The organism is Metabacillus litoralis (assembly GCF_007994985.1).
In the GTDB taxonomy this organism is placed as follows: Bacteria; Bacillota; Bacilli; order Bacillales; family Bacillaceae; genus Metabacillus; species Metabacillus litoralis.
The window spans coordinates 163,960-184,457 of the sequence record NZ_VOQF01000006.1 but is presented as its reverse complement, the minus strand read 5'-3'; the positions used below and the strand labels follow the sequence as shown (position 1 = coordinate 184,457).

Below are 20,498 nucleotides of genomic sequence, written 5' to 3'. Positions count from 1 at the left end.
AAATATGTCAGTAAAAGAGAGCTACGAATTAGCAAAGAAACAGTATGAAAAATGGGGAATTAATGTTGAGGAAGTACTAGATCAGTTAAAGCAAGTACCAATATCGATTCATTGCTGGCAAGGAGATGATGTAGGTGGTTTTGAAGTAAACAAAGGTGAATTATCTGGAGGAATTGATGTAACGGGAAATTACCCAGGTAAAGCAAGAACACCTGAAGAATTAAGAAGTGACCTGGAAAAGGCGTTATCACTAATTCCAGGGAAACATCGTGTCAACCTACATGCTATTTACGCTGAAACAAACGGTGAAGTGGTAGAGCGTGATCAATTAGAGCCTAAGCACTTTGAGAACTGGGTGGATTGGGCAAAGGAACATGGATTAGGACTTGATTTTAATCCAACATTATTTTCCCATGATAAAGCTGCGGATGGTTTAACATTATCACATCCAAACCCAGAAATTCGTGAGTTTTGGATTAATCACTGTATTGCTAGTCGTAAAATTGCCGAGTACTTTGGTAAAGAGCTAGGAACTCCAACTTTAACAAATATCTGGATTCCTGATGGTTATAAAGATGTACCAAGTGATCGATTAACACCAAGAGTTCGCTTAAAAGAGTCATTAGATAAAATCTTTGAAGCGAAAATTGATGAGCAATATAATATCGATGCTGTGGAAAGTAAATTATTTGGTATTGGATCTGAATCGTATGTTGTTGGTTCACATGAATTTTATTTAGGATATGCTTTGAAAAATAATAAGCTTTGTTTACTAGATACAGGGCATTATCATCCAACAGAAATGGTTTCAAATAAAATTTCTTCCATGCTGTTATATAGTGAAAAGTTAGCATTACATGTATCAAGACCAGTACGTTGGGACAGTGACCATGTTGTGACACTTGATGATGAGCTTAAAGAAATATCTTTAGAGATCGTACGTAATGATGCACTAGATAAAGTTATGATCGGACTGGACTTCTTTGATGCTAGTATAAATCGTGTGGCAGCGTGGACAATCGGAACTCGTAACATGATTAAATCTTTACTGAATGCCATGCTTGTACCAAACGAGCATTTAAAACAATTACAAGAAGAAGGAAACTTCACAGAAAGATTAGCTTTAATAGAGGAATTCAAAACATATCCATTTGGAGCAATTTGGGATTATTATTGTGAGCAAATGGGGGTACCTGTGAAAGAAGCTTGGTTGGAAGATGTTAAGAAATATGAGAAGGACGTTCTTTCTCAAAGATAAAATATAAGGTATAGAAGAGAGAGGCTGTGACTTAATTAAAGAAGTCATACAAAAAGACGAATAAATCTAAATTCAGTAAGTTGAAAGAAACAAGTTCGTTCCATTGCGCTGCAGACATTTACTTTCCGCGGGGAGGAAGCTAAGCCTCCCTCGTAAGCTGCGCGCCTGTGGGGTCTCAGCCTTTCCTCTGCACCCGCAGGAGTCAAATGTCTTCCGCTCCATTCCACTAGATCTTAAAAATAGTATGCAAAATCAAAAAATCTATTGAAGGCAGCAAATAAAGACCCGAAATATTAGGCGGATAATTAATTTAAATATCACCTAATATTTCGGGTTTATGATTAACTTAAATACTTTTTCCCAGCCTCTTTAAATTTCGACGTTTCTAAGTTTTTTAGCTTATCGATATTAAACTTAATTCACCTTTATTAATTGCCATTGCTGATTAGTGCCACCATGGTAATCATATTGAATAATATCTGAGCCATTTGTCGATCCAAAAGCATCTAGTGCTTTGCCAGAATGACGGTTAATTATTTTATAGTATCCATTCCCAAGTGGAACAAAGCTCCATTGTTGGTTGTTTCCACCAAGATCTGAGTATTGAACAGCATCACCACTGTTATTTGTGTCCCAGCCAAAGATCTCCAGAGCTTTACTGCTATTTACATTTTTTAATTTATAGTAACCGTTTTCAAGATTGGTGATTGTCCATTGTTGATGAGTACCACCATTATCAGACCATTGAATCACATCGGCACCATCAGCTGTGCTTTTTGCGTTCACTTCAGCTATTTTACCGGTTCCACGGTTAATTAATTTATATTTGGATCCAGTGAGAATACCTGCAGCATTGCTATCATAAGTAGGCCAGCCGTTAGCATCCCAATAGAGGTCATTAATTAGCAATCTAGGCATTCCATTATTTTGAGCATCATATGCGTGACGAACAATGATGTTGTTGTTATAAACATCTTGGTGACCTGGTCCGATCCATTGATCATTACCAGCATCAAGAATTGTACCACCACCATTCATCATGTTTACGCCATTTTTGTCTACATAAGGACCTGTAATATTCTCAGATCGTCCATAGGCAATTTTGTAAGTGCTATCTACACCTTGACAGCATTTATCAAAAGAAACAAATAGATAGTAATACCCATCCTTATAGGTAATATTAGGTGCCTCAATAGCATGCTCTGGATGGTTTGGTCTAGCAGCAATTGAATAAAGCTGACCAGTTGGTTTCATTGTGTTTTTATCTAATTTAGTTAATTTAATTCCACTCCAGAAAGAACCAAAAGAAAGCCAAGGATCTCCATTCTTATCAATAACCAGATCACCATCTATTGCATTATAATCATTTGAAGATGTGGATCTTATCACCAATCCGTCATCTCTCCAGTTACCTGAATTGATACTTTCTGTAGAGGTTAACCCAATCATAGATGTGTTTGTCCCAAATTTAGATACAGAATAGTAAACCCAGTATCTACCATTATAATAATTAACATCTGGTGCCCATTGAGCACTTGTATGGCCCGGAACATAGTTACTCCACCACGATAAAGGCTGTGGGAAAATAACAGGTGTTGCAGACCAATTGGTACCATTGTCAGATCTCAAAACTCGTAAGCCGGTTTTATCAGCTTCTCCTGTACCAAAAGCCCACCATGTGTTACCTTCTTTAATAATAGATGGGTCGTGTAGCATCACATCTCCTGATAAATTCCAAAATGAAGCAGAAACAGTTTGAGTAAGTGTAAAAACCATTAGAACAGTTAACAGAATAAACTTTCCTTTTACTTTCCAGCTTTTTTGTTTAATCAAAAGAATCCCTCCGTTATTTTGTTATCTAATACTATTTCCTATTAGGAAACCTCCTTTCGTCATTTAACTAGATTGATAAACACTAAAGTAAGCGCTATCATTTTTGCGTTATAGTATGAAACACTAGTTGACTTAGTTTAATTATAAAATAGGTTCGTACAATTAACAATGATTTTTTAAAAAGTTAACCTTACAAAAGATAAAAATATATTGACATGTACGTATGTGTATAATACGATAAATTTCGTAAAGGAAAAGCGCTTACAAATTGAAAATTCAGTTTTGTAAGGGTTCTTTTAAAAAACTAAATTGGTGGAGCGTATAAATTACATAAATTTAGCTTCGTCATAAAAGAAGAGGTGAAGGAGAAAATGAAGAAACAGTTGTTGCAAAAGTTTTTGATTTTATTATTTGTAATCGTCATTGCTATTCCAAGTTCAGCATTTAAACATGTACCTAAGGTTCAAGCAGCAGAGGTACCTGTTTTTCAAAATGCATCTGTACATGATCCTTCTGTTATCAAGGTTGATGACATGTTTTATGTATTCGGATCACACTTGGCAGCTGCCAAATCTCCAGATTTAATGAAATGGGACAAGTTTGCATCTGAAGTTGATGCAAATAATCCGTTATTTGATGATGTAAGAGAAAACTTAAAAGAAACATTTGAATGGGCTGAAACTGATACGTTATGGGCAGCAGATGTTATTCAACTTGAAGATGGAAAGTTTTATATGTACTACAATGCATGTAAAGGAGACTCTCCACGTTCTGCACTTGGAATTGCAGTAGCAGATTCAGTAGAAGGTCCTTATGAAGATTTAGGAATTATTCTAAAATCAGGTATGTGGGACCAAATTAGTGAAGATGGAACAATTTATGATGCAACAATTCATCCAAATGCTGTAGACCCTGATACATTTTTTGATGCTAATGGTAAGCTTTGGATGACTTATGGTTCTTATTCTGGTGGAATTTTCATTTTAGAAATGGATCCAAAAACAGGTAAGCAATTACCTGGTCAAGGGTATGGGAAAAAACTACTTGGTGGTAATCATAGTAGAATAGAAGCTTCATATATTCAATATGTACCAGAAACTGGTTATTACTATATGTACCTATCATTTGGTGGACTTGATGCAATTGGTGGGTATAATATGCGAGTTGTTCGTTCAGAAAATCCAGATGGTCCTTATCTTGATGCAGAAGGAAATGACATGATTGATGTGAAGGCTAATCCTGATCTTCCGATATTTGATGATGCATCTATTGAACTTTACGGTGTGAAATTGATGGGTAACTTCTTATTTGATCGAAAAGTTGGAGAACCAGGAACAGGTATTGGAACTGGATATGTTTCACCTGGTCATAACTCAGTTTACTATGATGAAGAAACTGGTGAACAATTCTTAATCTTCCATACTCGTTTTCCTGAAAGAGGAGAACAGCATGAAATTCGCGTACATAAAATGTATACGAATTCAAATGGCTGGCCTGTAGTATCTCCTTATCAGTATGCAGGAGAATCATTAGAAACTGTTACAGAAGCAGATGTTATCGGAGAATATAAACTTATTAATCATGGCAAAGATATAACTGCTGAAATTAAAAAGTCGGTTCTTGTAGGCTTAAATAGTGATGGAACCATTACTGGTGAAGTTACAGGTACATGGGAGTTTATTGATGATAATAAAGTTCAGTTACAAGTAGAAGGACAAACTTATGATGGAGTATTTGTTCGTCAATGGGATCCAACTACTCAGAGTTATTTAATGACTTTTACTACTTTATCTTCTGAAGGTATTGCAATATGGGGTAGTAAAGCAATCACTCAAACAGATGAAGAGCTTGTAGAACAAGTGAAGAATAACTTAGATCTTGGTGATACAAGCAAGGTAATTAGTAACTTAACACTTCCAACAGAAGGTTATCGTAATACTGAAATTAAATGGCAATCAACTCATCCGGAGATTGTTTCAGAGGATGGAGCAGTTTCACGTCCAACTGATGCTGATGCTACGGTTACATTAACAGCAACAATTACAAAAGGTGGATTTACTACAACGAAAGAATTCTCAGTAGTTGTTTTACATCAAAAAGAAGGTAAATTAGTAGCTCACTATGCTTTTGAGGATAATATCGAAGACAGCACAGGAAATGTTGAAGAGGGAACAGTGACTGGTGCTACTATTGATAGTACAGATGGCAACAATACTTATGGAGCTGGACAAGTAGGACAAGCTGCTATATTTGACGGATCATCAGGTATTCGCTTACCTAATGGACTTATTTCAAGTAATGAATATACTGTTTCATTTTGGTTAAATCCAGAAGAAAAAACAAACTTTACAACAGCTTTCTTTGGAGCTAGAAATGAGGATAACTGGATAAGCTTTGTTCCACAAGGCGGTGATTGGGTACAACATAACACAATGATTTGGTCAACAAGTGATGGTAACTGGGTTGATGCAAACACTAATTTAGCTTTAAACACAAATGAATGGGCACATGTTGCGTTTACAGTTAACAATGGGTCACTAAACATTTATATTAACGGAGTAAATACGTATTCAGGAGAAAATTTCGGAGATGTATTTACAACAACTGACGGAGTATTTGGCTTAGGAGTTAACTTCTGGGATACTCCATTCAAAGGTCTAATGGATGAGTTATTAATTTATGATAATATGTCACTAACTGAAGAAGAGATTTTGGCTTACTATCAAACTGGAGAAGTACCAGGTAAGACACAACCAACACCTCCAGGAGAAGGTGACGGAGGAGAAACACCAACAACACCAGAACAACCAGGTGAAGGTGATGGAGGAGAAACACCAACAACACCAGAACAGCCAGGCGAAGGTGATGGAGGAGAAACACCAACAACACCAGAACAGCCAGGCGAAGGTGATGGAGGAGAAACACCAACAACACCAGAACAGCCAGGCGAAGGTGATGGAGGAGAAACACCAACAACACCAGAACAGCCAGGCGAAGGTGATGGAGGAGAAACACCAACAACACCAGAACAGCCAGGCGAAGGTGATGGAGGAGAAACACCAACAACACCAGAACAGCCAGGCGAAGGTGACGGAGGAGAAACACCAACAACACCAGAACAGCCAGGCGAAGGTGATGGAGGAGAAACACCAACAACACCAGAACAGCCAGGCGAAGGTGATGGAGGAGAAACACCAACAACACCAGAACAGCCAGGCGAAGGTGACGGAGGAGAAACACCAACAACACCAGAGCAGCCAGGCGAAGGTGACGGAGGAGAAACACCAACAACACCAGAACAGCCAGGCGAAGGTGATGGAGGAGAAACACCAACAACACCAGAACAGCCAGGCGAAGGTGATGGAGGAGAAACACCAACAACACCAGAACAGCCAGGCGAAGGTGACGGAGGAGAAACACCAACAACACCAGAGCAGCCAGGCGAAGGTGACGGAGGAGAAACACCAACAACACCAGAACAGCCAGGCGAAGGTGATGGAGGAGAAACACCAACAACACCAAGTCCTGAAAAAGAGAAACCAAAGAAAGATAAAAAACCAGCAACTGTTTCACCTAAAGTGAAAGATGGTAAAGTAATAATTGATAACAAAGATTTAGAGAAAATTGATGAAAACAATGGGCTATTGATTGTTGAATTCAAGAACTCAAATGCACCTGTTACTTTAACAAAAGAAAACATTGCTTTACTAAAAGGAAAAGGCGTTGAAACGGTCCTTGTTTCTCCAAAAGGTGTTGGATCTAGCATCAGTATTCCTCTTAGTATGATTGAGGCAGGAGCAGATGTTGAAATTAAACGTCTAAAGGATACTACAGACTCAAGATTTGTTAGTGGAATTTATGATTTTACGATTAAAGTTGGGGATGTGACTCTACATTCATTCCAAGTACCACTTGAGTTATCTTTTGAAGTAGATACGAAAAAAGTGAAAAATACTGATAATCTTAGAGTTGTATATTTCAATGAAGACACAAATAAATGGGAAATTGTAGAAAATGCGGTTTACAAGGATGGTAAAGTGACTGTATCAACAGATCACTTGAGTATCTATTCTGTTGTAGAGATTGAAAATGAAGAAGAAGTAATCGAACTAGCAAGTGCATCAACAGAAAGCTATGAGCTTCCAAACACTGCTACTTCAACTTTCAACTTCCTAGCAATGGGAATTATGATCTTAGTCATTGGTGGAGTATTCTTCTACTTACAAAGAAGAAAGAATGGTATGGCTAGTTAAGTATACAACATTTTAAAAAAAGCTTTCTCTAACAGATTCTTATTGAATCTGTTGAGAAAGCTTTTTTAGTTATATTTAAATGTAGGTTTTTTTAAGTATTGACAGTTTCCAAGGCTTCTTTTACTTCCTTCACAACATCACTTGGTCTGCAAGCTTTATACTGTTTAAAGACTCTTCCGAAATATGTAAGGTTCGAGTACCCAACTCTATGTGCAACATCACTAATAGAGTTATAGCCTTCCCTTAATAACCGATCTGCTTCATGAACACGTAACATATTTACATATTCTACAAACGTTTTCCCCGTTGTTTTCTTAAATACGTAACAAAAGTAATTTGGACTTAGATTACAAATAGTCGCTGCTTCATTGATAGTAGTTGAATTTTGGAAATTTTCACTAAGATGAGTGAGTATGTTTTGAATAGATGAGTCTTCTCGATTATTTTGAATAGTATCAGGCTTCGCTTCAGATAATCTATAAATTAATGCGATAGAATGGATAAGATTAGCTTTAATGAAAAGTTCAAATCCTTTTTTCTTTTCTTTAAATTCAATATACAGATCTTCTAGTCGCTTAGTTAGCGGTGCAGCTACCGGATTTTCAGCTCTAATGATACTAGGGATCGTTAATTCTTGGTTAATAATAGGAAGAACATACTTCTTTTCCGTACTATCAAGCGAAAGATTGCGGATTAAAGCATCATTAAAGACAATTGATATTAATTCTGAATTTTTATTTATGGGGTATGCCCCGTGGATTTCCTTTGCATTTATAAATAATACATCACCTTCATTTAAATCTGTAAATTGATCCTGTATTTGTATACTAAATATTCCTTTTCGGATTAATATAAATTCCAAATGTTCCTGCCAATGCAAAGGGATACCTGCTCCATTAGTAGGAGAGACCTTGAATATATTTAGTGGAAAGGTCTTATCAGGAATGAAAGTATATTCTTTAAACGCTGGTTGTTCGTACAAATTTGATCCCCCTCAATATTTCTACATAATTTATCTTGGTAACGAGCGTAAATTGTGTTGAAAGAATTATAATAAAAACGAATCTACATTCTTTTTGTAATGCCAGTTTAATAGGAGTTAGACCTTGTTTATACCTTGACAAAGATCTATTATATACATTAATCTTAATGTACGTACAAATAATAATATAGCAAAAAATACATTCGTTCAACTTATTACCTGGATATATTTTTAATTATTTGAGTATTTTTGTAAACGATTACTTTTTGAAGAGGAGGGAGAAAAATGAAACATCATCAATATGCATTAACACCTCCAATGGGGTGGAATAGTTGGGACTGTTATGGTGCTACTGTGAGAGAAGATGAAGTAAAAGGAAATGCAGATTATATGGCAACGCATTTAAAGCAATATGGTTGGGAGTATGTTGTTGTTGATATACAGTGGTCAGAATCTGGGGCAGTTTCTTCTGCTTATCGTCCTTTTGTTCCCCTAGAAATGGATGAATACTCTCGATTAATACCAGCAGAAAATCGTTTTCCATCAGCAAAGGGTGGGAAGGGGTTTAAGCCATTATCTGATTACATACACAATCTTGGATTAAAATTTGGTATTCACATTATGAGAGGAATTCCACGTCAGGCTGTACATCAAAATGGACCCATACTCGGTACAAATAGTACTGCAAGAGACATAGCTAAACCTAATTCAATTTGTCCATGGAATACAGATATGTATGGTATTGATGTTTCAAAACAGGGTGCCCAAGAATACTATAATTCTCTTTTTAAGCTTTATGCAGAATGGGAAGTTGATTTCGTTAAAGTCGATGATATTGCAGATTCAAAGCTTTATGGTCCACACATAGATGAAATCCAAATGATTAGAAAGGCAATAGATCAATGTGGTCGTCCAATGGTGTTAAGTCTTTCACCAGGGCCTGCTCCGTTAGAACAAGCGAGTTTACTTGAAGAAAATGCAAATATGTGGCGCATGACTGATGATTTCTGGGATCTGTGGGAATTGCTTTATAACATGTTTGATCGTTGTTATAAATGGAGTAAAAATATAGGACCTGGTTATTGGCCAGATGCTGACATGCTACCTTTAGGACATATTGGAATTCGGTCAGTTGATGGAGGAGCCAGTGATCGTTACACAAGATTCACTAAAGATGAGCAAGTAACTATGATGACGTTATGGTCAATCTTTCGTTCACCATTAATGTTTGGCGGGGAATTAAGAGATAATGATGAATGGACATTATCTTTACTAACTAATGAAGAAGTTCTTGATATGCACAAAAATAGTCATAGTGCCCGTCAAGTTTACCGTGAAAATGATAAAGTGGTTTGGACAGCTAAAGGTGAAAATGAAATTTATGTGGCGTTATTTAATATATCAAATGATAAGCAAGAAGTATCTGTAAAACTTGAGGCATTAGGGTTGAGCAATATAGTAAAAACTCAAGTTAAAGATTTATGGAAGCAACAGCAAGTGGATATTATGGACAGTTGTATTAGCTATGAATTATTGCCACATTCTTCAATGCTATTAAAAATAGATTTATAGTAATATATTTTAGTTAATTTTGTAGCTACAGGATCAAAAGCAGTGTTACTTATTTGACACTGCTTTTTTATGTAATAAGAAAGCTTCAGACTTTGTTTTCCACTAGAATCTCGAGGGAAAAATAAACCCTTTTTCATAATCGTCCTGAACAAGACCCTTGAGCTTTTCTTTTTATTGATACCGATAATTCTCATTAATATATGTTGTCGGAGCAACACCAGTAATTCTTTTAAAGACTCGGCTGAAATAAAAAGGGTTAGAAAATCCTAATATATCACTAACTTCAGAAACATTTCCTTCGTTCTTTTTGAACATTTCAATTGCCTTTTCAATAAGTAATTCATTTTGATAAACGTTTACGCTTCTACCTGTTTGCTTTTTAAAGATGGTCGATAAATAAGCATAATTCATACCAAGTGTAGTAGCTACTTCTTCTCCTGTTAATTTATGTTCAGAGTTTCTCATTATTTTAATCATTTGATTGACAATATAATGATTTTTCGATTCTTGCTGATCTTCTATATGATTTGAATACAATTCAATAAAAAATTGATAAGTTTGTAATGAAAGCTGTAAAGGTCGTAACGGATGTGGATTGTCATATAGTGCTACAAGGTTTTTAAGTTTGGATTCAGTATAATTAGCGTTTGTTACTGTTCCATGCTTTGGTAGACTTAATTTAGTTGAATAGGTATCTTCATTTATTAAAGAAGATTGAGGATAATACTTGTATTCTATATCTTCTATCATTGATTCACTTTGTGGAGAATCATAAAAATGAATATAGTACCATTTCGTACCAGGTTTATATAAATCTCCACCCCAATGATATATATTCTTTCTGAGAAATAGATATGATCCTTCATTTATTCGAAATTCTGTTTCATCTTCAAAGACATGTATAGATCCTTCAACGACAAATATGAAAACATGAATTTTCTCCATTTTTCGATCAGGATGACGAAATATTCCGTTACTATCATGGATATAACCTATATCTCTAATTAGTGGAAGATTATATGAGTTTATCTTTATGTTGTTCATATTTATCACCTTTATCATATGTTATCTATCAATGTTAGAATAACATAAATATCTAAAAAAAAGATATGTAATCTATTGTTTAGTGAATTCCCGTTACTAAATTTTACATTCATAATAGTAGTATAAAATATGAAAAGCAGGTGACTAACAATGAATAATGTAATGCTATTAGATGGTATTTTTAAAGATTCAGAGAGAATAGGGAAAGAATATTTACTGTATCTTGATGTAGATCGTCTTGTTGCTAGTTGTTATGATGCAGCATCACTAACACCAAAAAAACCACGTTATGGTGGCTGGGAAACGAGAGGAATTAGTGGTCATTCTATAGGACATTGGCTTTCTGCTGCAGCCACTATGTATTCAGTAACAAAAGATGAGAAATTAAAGGAAAAACTAAATTATGCAATAGATGAACTAGCACATGTCCAATCATTTGATCCTTATGGGTATGTAAGCGGATTTCCAAGAGAATGTTATGATCAAGTGTTTGCAGGTGGAGACTTCGAAGTATCTCATTTTAGTTTGGGAGACTCATGGGTACCATGGTATAGCATTCATAAAATCTATGCAGGACTAATTGATGCTTATAAGATTTGTCATAATGAAAAAGCGCTAGAAGTTGTAATAAAGCTTGCTAATTGGGCGAAGGAAGGAACAGACAGACTGACAGAGGACGAATTTCAAAGAATGCTGATATGTGAACATGGTGGAATGAATGAAGCGATGGCTGATCTTTACTTAATTACAGGCAATAGAGGTTATCTTGATCTTGCAATTAGATTTTGTCATAAAGCTGTTTTAGATCCTTTATCAAAAGGAATTGATGAGCTAGAAGGTAAGCATGCGAACACTCAAATTCCTAAATTAGTAGGCGCTGCTAAACTTTTTGAAATCACGGGTGATGAATATTATCGTGATGCAGCAGTTTTCTTTTGGGATATAGTTACACAGAATCGTTCATATGTAATAGGCGGAAATTCTAAAAATGAACATTTTGGAATTGAAAAGTCCGAGGAGTTAGGAATTACCACAACTGAAACATGTAATACCTATAATATGATGAAGCTAACTGAGCATTTATTTAGATGGACCCATAAAGCGGAATATATGGATTACTATGAAAGAGCTTTATATAATCATATTCTTGCTTCACAAGATCCAGATACAGGAATGAAAACATATTTTGTCTCAACACAACCCGGGCATTTTAAAGTATATTGCTCTGCAGATGATTCATTCTGGTGCTGTACAGGAACAGGTATGGAAAACCCTGCACGTTATACAAGAAGTATTTATCATCAAGAAGAAAATGAGTTGTTTGTGAATTTATTTGTTGCATCTGAAATTAATATAGACAACAAGGATATGAAAATTAGACAAGAAACTTTATTTCCTGAAGTTGGTTCTACTAAATTAACTATTGAAGCTAACAAAGATGAGTTTTTAACCATTCATATTCGTGTACCTTATTGGGTATCAAATGAAGTGGTTGTAGAAGTTAATAATGAACAAATCGCTTCAAGTAGTGAAAATGGTTATTTGACGATAAGTAAACATTGGCAAAACGGGGATATAATTAAAATTAAGCTACCAATGGACCTACATACTTATCGAGCTAAAGATGAATCTTCACACGTTTCATTTATGTACGGACCTATCGTCCTCGCGGGAGCTTTGGGTACAAAAAATTTTCCTGAAACGGATATATTGGATGATCATCTAAAGTTAAATAACTATCCTTTAATTAGTGTACCAACACTTGTAACAGGGGAATCAGATTTAACGAAATGGATTAAGCCAGTTGAAGGAAAGGCCTTAACATTTGAAACAGAATCAATAGGTCAACCAGGAGATGTGAAAGTTACTCTTATTCCATTTTATGCACTTCATCATCAACGCTATACACTGTATTGGAATGTGATGGATAAAGACGAATATGAGAAATTCTTATCAAGAGAGCAAAGTGAATCAGAAAAGTTAGCATCTATCACAGTCGATCATGTTCAACCACATGAGCAACAACCAGAAGTTGAACATGATTTAAAAACAGAAAACTCAAATTCAGGATATTTGAATGTAGTTCATGCGGGTTGGCGTGATAGTCGTAATGATGGATTTTTCAGCTACGAGATGAAGGTAGATCCTAAAAAAGATATGTATTTACATGTTACCTACTTTAGTGGTGATCAAATTTTACATTTAGATGGTATAGCTTATGAACGAGATTTCCATATTGCTATTAATGATACTGTAATCGCAAACCAGGCATTAAAAGGTGATATGGCTGACAAACTATTTAGTGTTGTTTACACTATTCCAAGCAATTTAACGGAAAATAGAGAAAAAATAGAAGTTAAATTTGTATCAACTGAAGGAAAAATAGCTGGTGGTGTTTATGGGGTTAGAATTCTGAATGATACATTATAACTGATCATAATAGTTAAGACTCGTTTTTTTGGGGTTAATGATAATAAATGAATCAGCAGACCAATCGTATTGTGATTGGTCTGTTTTGTGTTTTGTAGACTTTTTTATTTTAAAAGTAGCTTTCTACTGATTATAGAAGAGACTTACAATAAGGAGTTTTGTCGTAAATTGTCTAATCGGAGATAAATACGCAAAATCGAAGATAAATCTGTAAAATCGATGATAAATCTGTAAAATCGATGATAAATCTCAAGAATCGATGATAAGTCCAATTTTCTTTCAAAATCAGCTTATTTAATTTGCTGTTTCCACATTAGATTATTGGTTTGTTGCCTTTTTAGAGCATTTTCCTGAAAGATTTTTGTTAAATTGCCTTTATCCCCTGTTGAAATAGATATTTCGTATAAAAGGTATAAAATAGCAAAAAAGTTTACAAATACACTCATAATTAAAGACCTTAAATAAATGAAAAATAAACGCTTGAATAAGAATCCAAGCGCTATTATTTTGACACATTAGATTTTAAAATTCCCGATAACCTTCATTAAATCATCAGCTTGTTTAGAAAGCATTGAAGTTGATGCAGCAATCTCCTGCATTGCTGCAGAGCCTTGTTGAGATGCGGCAGCTGTTGTTTCCGTATGTGATGCATTAGTAGATGAAATTTCGATCACTTGATTAAAAGCATCTGACACTTCTTTACTAAGATTCATCGTTTGCTGGATATAATCAACCATTGTATTGACGACAGTTGTTGTCATCTGTGTTTGTTTCACAATATCTTCGAAAGAGCTATTCGTTTGCTTTGTTAGCTCTACTCCAGAGATAACTTCTTTTACTCCTTCATCATTTTGATTGATGATTACTTTTACTTCATCTTGAATCGAGCTAATAATTTGCTTCACACCACGTGCAGCATCCTGTGATTGCTCTGCTAATCTTCTCACTTCCGCTGCTACAACTGCAAATCCTTTACCTTGCTCACCTGCACGTGCAGCTTCAATTGCAGCATTAAGTGCTAATAAATTTGTTTGTTCAGCAATGTCAGTAATTGTGCTAATAATTGAAGTGATTTCGGTAGATTTCTTCCCTAGGGCTTCAACAGTTTTATTTGTGTTAGACATAGTTTCTTCTATGGATAGCATTTTTTCAGAAGATGCTTTAACAGAATTTCCACCATTTTGTGCTACCTGTTGCATTTTAATCGAGTTAGTTTTTACTGTTTCAGCTTGTTCACTTAAAGATATTGCTGCTTTTTCAAGACTTTGCATGATTTCAAATGATATCTTCATTTTTGTTTCGGTTTTTTCACTTCCAGAGGCAATCTCACTAGAAGCATTCGCAATTGAATTGATTACTGTTGTAGTTTCTTCTGTTGAAGTTAGCAAATGTCTTGTGGTTGCGGTTACATTTTGCGCCATTTGCGAAACTTGGTGTACCAAAGTGCTGATACCATCGATTAATTGATTTGTGTCATTTGCTAAATCTGCGAGCTCATCTTTTGAATTTACCTGAATTCGTTTTGTTAAGTTACCACCAGCATTAGCAATTTCAAGAATGGACGTGCTAATTTTATTTAAGTTAATTTTTAGTCCTCTAGTTAAGCTAAGTGCAAAGAATATAGATAATAAAATTGCGAATAAGGTTAAACTTATTGTGACTATTTTAAAAATTGAAACTTGACTATTCAAGTCATTAATTCTTTCTTGTTGGTTTTTTTGCTGATCAGCAACTATCAATTCAACATCAGTTTGAATGGAATTCATATACTCTGTTCCTTCACCAGCTTCAACAATAATTGCAGCTTCGTCTAAACCAACAGTTTTTCTTGTATTAACTAGGCTATCAGAATAGGCAACCCAGTTGTTAAAGGCTTCCTCAATGTTTGTTAACTTTGCCAGTTGACTATCATTACCTTTGAAAAGGTTTCTTAAATGTTCAAGTTCTGTAGGAATGTCATTTTTACCATTCTCAAATGGATAAATAAAATCTGTAAGCCCTGTAATAACAAAACCTCTTTGGCTTGTCTCCATACTAAGTAAAATTCTTGATAAATCCTGTGTACTTGTGTTTATTTCCAAGTCATGTTGAATTAAATAATCAATTTCTTTATCTAGCTTGTTGATGTTTGTGTAAGAAGTTGTTGCGGATAAAAGTAGGACAATTGATAATAAACCAAAAGATATAATTAATTTTCCGCGAATGGTGTTAATATAGGAGAAAATACCCAGTTGTTTCTTCTCGGCTCCAGGCTTTTTTAAGTCCTTTTTCTTTAATTTAATCTGTTTTTGTTTCTTTGGAGCTTTTTCTTTTCTCTCATTTTGGTTAAACACGGTGACCTCCCCCGATTAAGCCAAAACCACTCTACCAAATTACGTTGGTAGTAATAAAATATTCTCCTTCATATTACAACTTAAAAAATGACATTACTAGTAAAAATTACACTTTTTTTAGATTTTTTTGAAAAAAATGTCGATTCGTATCTAAATAGACCTATGTTAACGCCTTATAAACAATTATTAAATTTATACATCTTAATAGTTTAAAAGTCGAAAATTCCCGTAATAGTAGATGCAAAAGTGATAAATAGTATAGGTTTAATGTCCGTACATGTGTATAATAAATAAAACAATCTCTAAGGTGGTGACTCTACCAATTGAAAAGGCTATTGATTGGATATTTAGTCTTATTTACAGTTTTCTTTATTTATATATACAACTATCATTTGAAAGATACCATAACAAGTTCTTATGAGGACAATCAGGAAAATCAATTTCGAGGAGACATTAATGAAAAATACGTTATGCTGACATTTCAATCTGGAATTGAATACTGGAAAAGTGCTATTAAGGGCTTTGAAGACGCAGCTAACGAGTTAAATGTTTCAGTTGAATATCGAGGAGCAACTCAGTATGATGTTCATGAACAAATGACTGTTTTAGAGCAAGTAATAGCTAAGAAACCAGATGGAATTGCATTATCTGCAATGGACCCATTTGCATTGAACTCAACTATAAATAAGGCAATAGAAGCTGGAATACCAGTTATACTATTTGATTCTGATGCACCAGCGAGTAATGCTCATACTTTTTTAGGTACAAACAATTATAGTGCTGGAAATGCAAGTGCTGACAAAATGGCAGAACTGCTAAAAGGAAAAGGAAAAGTTGCTGTCATCACTCTACCTAATCAACTTAACCATATAGAAAGAACAGAAGGATTTATAGAAACTGTACAGAAAAAATATCCTGGAATGGAAGTTGTTGCTATAGAGGATGGTAAAGGAGATCAATTACGTTCAAAATTAGTTACAGAGAAAATCTTAAAAGAGTATCCTAATATAAGAGGGATTTTTGCTACAGAAGCAAATGGTGGAGTAGGAATTACTAATGCGATTGAATCTATTAAAAAAACAGAAGAAATTAAAGTTATTAGTTTTGACACAGATAAACAAACTCTAGATAAAATTAAAGAAGATGCTATAGCGGCGACAATTGCTCAAGGTACTTGGAATATGGGCTATTGGTCTTTACAAATCCTTTTTAAGAATAACCATGGTATAACTTCTACAGAAAAAATGGATAATTCGAAACAATTTCCAGCTTATATTGATACAGGTATAACAATTGTCTCAAAAGAAAATGTAGAAGATTTTTATGCTGATTAATGTTACTAGATTGAGAGTTGACTAATATGAAGCAACCATTATTTCAATTCAATCATCTACCGATTAGACACAAAATTATCACGTTACTTCTTTTAATTAGTATTTTACCATCTATCGGATTGGGTCTTTTAACTGGCTATACAGTTGAGCACATAATAGATAAACAAGCTACACAACACACACTTCAACTAATTGAACAAGTAAATCGCACTTTAGAATCACATGCTAGCAATATGCAAAATATTACTTATTTATTATCTATGGACCCTGAAATTAAAAAATTTTTAAGCAACCAAGAAATAGAAGATCAGAATGAAAATGAAGAATATGAGATACGTCAATTTATGCAAGGGCTTTCAACCTTATATCCGGAGGTTGCAGGAATATTAGTTGTTAATAGTAACGGAGGATATGTCAGTAATGAATTGTATCCTAGATTTGAATACAACTTAACAAATGAGGCGTGGTATAAGGAAGCAGTTGAAAACGAGGGAATATTTAAAATTATAGGTCATCCAACAGATCGAAAGATTACAAGTCATGTTAAATATAAGAATAGTGAAGTAGTCACAGTTGTAAGAGCAATACTCCAACCAGAAACACAAAAAGTTCTTGGTGTTGTTTTAATTGATTTAAAGTTGAGAGTAATTGCTGAAGCAACCAAAAATGTTAGGTTAGGGAAATATGGTTATTTAATGGTTATTGATGAAAAAGGACAGGGGATTTATACTCCACCAACTCCTTTAATTGAAAATGTCCCTGAAAGGCTGCTTATAAATGAGGAAGATTCGGGATCTTTTTCAGAGAAAATAAACGGAAATAACCTTCAATTTATCTTCCAAAAGCAAGCGTTTACAAATTGGATAACAGTCGGTATATTTTCCATGAACGATTCTGTGGTGGAAGTTAGGAAAATACATTTATTCGTTATATCTTTTTTCTTTTTCGTTTGTTTGTTTGGTATAACTGCATCCTACTATATTTCTAAATCAATGTCTGAACCTATTGTTCACCTCATGTCAATCATGAGACAGGTCGAATCAGGTACCTTGACAGTTCGTTATGAAGGTAATCGAAAAGATGAAATTGGTATGTTGGGTAAGAGTTTTAATCACATGATTTCTAAGATTATAAATCTCCTTTCATTAACCGAACATCATGAACGTCAAAAAAGAGAGGCTGAGCTTAGAAGTCTTCAAGCACATATTAAGCCACATTTTCTTTATAATACATTAGATACGATAAATTGGATGGCAAGAAATCAAGGAGCTGAAGATGTCTCAGAATTGGTATCCTCTTTGTCTAGGTTGTTTCGTATTGGATTAAATAAGGGACAAGATCATATTCTATTAACTGATGAAATAACACATATACAAAGTTATTTAAGTATTCAAAAAGCTAGATACAGAGATAAATTAAATTTTACTATTACAATTGAACCAGCCATACATGATGTTATGACTCTCAAACTTGTGCTACAACCAATAGTTGAAAATGCAATTTACCATGGAATTAAAGAAAGAAGAGGTCCTGGGCATATCTATATCCAAGCAAATAAAGAGCAGGATTTTTTGGTACTTACTGTTAGAGACGATGGGAAAGGTATAGACCAAGATAGGCTTGGAAAACTCAGAAAGACTATGGATGCTTTATATGATAATAAAGAAAGTAAACAAATTGATATTGGGTACGGCATGATGAATGTACAGGAAAGAATCAAGTTAACATATGGAAACAATTATGGAATAAAGATTGATAGTAAAGTAGGGGAGGGAACAATAGTAACAATTTTCCTACCTATAAAGAGAGATATTATAGTTGATGATGCTAAAGCTTAAGGAGGGAGAAATGTGATTAATTCTATATGGAAAGTATTAATTGCCGATGATGAACCTATTATTCGGGAGGGAATCCGTCAATCTGTTGAATGGTCATCATTTAACATGTTTGTCGAAGCTGAAGCTGAAGATGGTGAAGAAGCTTTGGAGCTTGCTTTAAAATACTCTGTTAATATAATCTTAGTGGATTTGAATATGCCGATTATGAATGGACTTTCTTTAATAAAAAAAATAAGAGAACAACTACCATTATGTAAGATTATTATTATAACTGGTCATGATGAATTCACATATGCTCAGGAAGCCTTAAGATTAAATGTCACCGATTATATTCTAAAACCAGTTGAACCTAATAAATTAAATGAAGTTTTAGATCAAGTTGTTGAGGAATTGGAAAGTGATACAAAACAAGATGAATTTTTAGAGATGGCTTCAAGACAAATAGAGAATAATCTATCAATATTACGTGAACAATTTTTTAATAAATGGATAAATGGAACAATAAAGAATAGGGAAAGCATAATAAATCAGTTAAAATTCTTTGACCTCCCTTTAAGTAGCCCAAAACATATTTTAGTCATTCAATGCCCAGAATACGTAGCTAATAAACCATTGTTGTCTGATAAAGATAAAAAAATCCTACTGTTTTCAATAGAAAATATAACTTCAGAAGTATTTGATCATTGTTCAAAAGTGAGTTTCAGAGATGAAACAGACCTAATCATCGTTTTACTGTGGGATAGTATTTCTGAGAATCTATATAATATAGTGAAAATGAAAATAAAAGAGTACTTGAAAATATCTATAAATATTTATATTGAAAACATTGAAAATGACATTGCATCCATTGCTGAAGGATATGAAAACTGTAAAAAGAAATTAGTTAGTGAAACAACCATCTCACCAATTGTTAGAAGAGCTAGACAGTATATTGAAAAAAATTTTACAGATTCTGATATAACAATTGAACAAGTAGCAGACAACTTACAAGTATCACCTGTTTATTTAGGTCGAATTATTAAACAAGATTTAGGAACGTCATTTGTTAGTTTAGTAACTAACTTAAGGATTAAAGAGGCTATTATGCTCTTAAATAATACTGACCTCCCAATTGTCCAAATAGCTGAAGAAGTAGGTTATGACACACAACATTATTTTAGTACAGCTTTTAAAAAAGTAGTTGGAGTTTCACCAAACAAGTATAGGAAAAATCCAACATTTATTAATGAATAACCTTACTACGTCCTATCTTTAACAACCCTTTTTCATTATGAGAAAGGGTTGTTTTAATTAGGGTGTTTTCGTAAACTTTGTTGTTTTTAGAATCCTATTGGAAACAACTCTGTATAAAGTCTAGTGGCATCTTTTCTTCTAAAAATTATACCTTTTATGCGATAAAACACTTGTTACCAACAGATAAAGATGTCAAATAGCAACAATCTTTCAGAAAAGAGCCTTTAATTATTAATACACAATAAAAAAATGAAAGCGCTTAAAATAAAGTTTAATTATTATAAAAATTGTATTTTTATTGAAAAGACTGAAAATTAACAAGGTGATATATTTTATTCAATGGTGAACAACCTGATACAAGAAAAAAGAATAACAGGGGGAAAAGTAG

The 20,498-nt window shown here is 34.1% G+C and carries 11 protein-coding genes and 1 pseudogene; 7 read left to right on the top strand and 5 right to left on the bottom strand.

The features are described 5' to 3' along the window. Positions 1-4: 4 nt before the first annotated feature. Positions 5-1,258, top strand: a complete 1,254-nt coding sequence (gene rhaA / locus FS935_RS11700) for an L-rhamnose isomerase (protein WP_146948739.1) — start codon at positions 5-7, stop codon at positions 1,256-1,258. Between the two features lie 414 nt (positions 1,259-1,672). On the opposite strand, the gene FS935_RS23905 is transcribed toward rhaA, so the two are convergent. Then, complete coding sequence (locus tag FS935_RS23905; RefSeq protein ID WP_275669612.1) at positions 1,673-2,101, bottom strand: RICIN domain-containing protein; 429 nt, start codon at positions 2,099-2,101, stop codon at positions 1,673-1,675. Positions 2,102-2,119: 18 nt separating this feature from the next. Further along, positions 2,120-3,052, bottom strand: a pseudogene (gene abnA, locus FS935_RS11695) (arabinan endo-1,5-alpha-L-arabinosidase AbnA); the annotation flags it as partial. Between the two features lie 410 nt (positions 3,053-3,462). On the opposite strand from abnA, the gene abnB reads away from it, so the two are divergent. Continuing rightward, positions 3,463-7,344: an arabinan endo-1,5-alpha-L-arabinosidase AbnB gene (abnB, locus tag FS935_RS24195; RefSeq protein ID WP_146949014.1), complete on the top strand. Its 3,882-nt coding sequence runs from the start codon at positions 3,463-3,465 to the stop codon at positions 7,342-7,344. Between the two features lie 91 nt (positions 7,345-7,435). On the opposite strand, the gene FS935_RS11685 is transcribed toward abnB, so the two are convergent. Continuing rightward, the gene (locus tag FS935_RS11685; RefSeq protein WP_146948737.1) at positions 7,436-8,326 is read right to left on the bottom strand and encodes an AraC family transcriptional regulator; all 891 of its coding nucleotides are present in this window, start codon (positions 8,324-8,326) and stop codon (positions 7,436-7,438) included. A gap of 285 nt (positions 8,327-8,611) precedes the next feature. On the opposite strand from FS935_RS11685, the gene FS935_RS11680 reads away from it, so the two are divergent. Then, a complete protein-coding gene (locus FS935_RS11680) occupies positions 8,612-9,898 on the top strand; it encodes a glycoside hydrolase family 27 protein (protein ID WP_146948735.1) in 1,287 nt (428 codons plus the stop codon). Between the two features lie 171 nt (positions 9,899-10,069). Here FS935_RS11680 and FS935_RS11675 read toward each other — a convergent pair whose 3' ends face one another. Next, entirely contained in the window at positions 10,070-10,942 is an 873-nt protein-coding gene (locus FS935_RS11675) for an AraC family transcriptional regulator (RefSeq protein WP_146948734.1), read from the bottom strand. A 150-nt stretch (positions 10,943-11,092) separates the two neighbouring features. On the opposite strand from FS935_RS11675, the gene FS935_RS11670 reads away from it, so the two are divergent. After that, positions 11,093-13,372: a glycoside hydrolase family 127 protein gene (locus tag FS935_RS11670; RefSeq protein ID WP_146948732.1), complete on the top strand. Its 2,280-nt coding sequence runs from the start codon at positions 11,093-11,095 to the stop codon at positions 13,370-13,372. Positions 13,373-13,887: 515 nt separating this feature from the next. Here the strand turns inward: FS935_RS11670 and FS935_RS11665 are convergent. After that, the gene (locus tag FS935_RS11665; RefSeq protein ID WP_146948730.1) at positions 13,888-15,705 is read right to left on the bottom strand and encodes a methyl-accepting chemotaxis protein; all 1,818 of its coding nucleotides are present in this window, start codon (positions 15,703-15,705) and stop codon (positions 13,888-13,890) included. 323 nt (positions 15,706-16,028) lie between these two features. Here FS935_RS11665 and FS935_RS11660 point away from each other — a divergent pair, with 323 nt between their 5' ends. The 3 genes from FS935_RS11660 to FS935_RS11650 are packed head-to-tail and all read left to right on the top strand — an operon-like array spanning position 16,029 to position 20,110. After that, entirely contained in the window at positions 16,029-17,039 is a 1,011-nt protein-coding gene (locus tag FS935_RS11660) for a substrate-binding domain-containing protein (RefSeq protein ID WP_146948728.1), read from the top strand. Between the two features lie 26 nt (positions 17,040-17,065). Continuing rightward, positions 17,066-18,877, top strand: coding sequence for a cache domain-containing sensor histidine kinase (locus FS935_RS11655; RefSeq protein ID WP_146948727.1), 1,812 nt, complete (start codon positions 17,066-17,068; stop codon positions 18,875-18,877). A 12-nt stretch (positions 18,878-18,889) separates the two neighbouring features. Next, entirely contained in the window at positions 18,890-20,110 is a 1,221-nt protein-coding gene (locus FS935_RS11650) for a response regulator transcription factor (RefSeq protein ID WP_338036922.1), read from the top strand. The last annotated feature ends 388 nt before the right edge of the window (positions 20,111-20,498 follow it).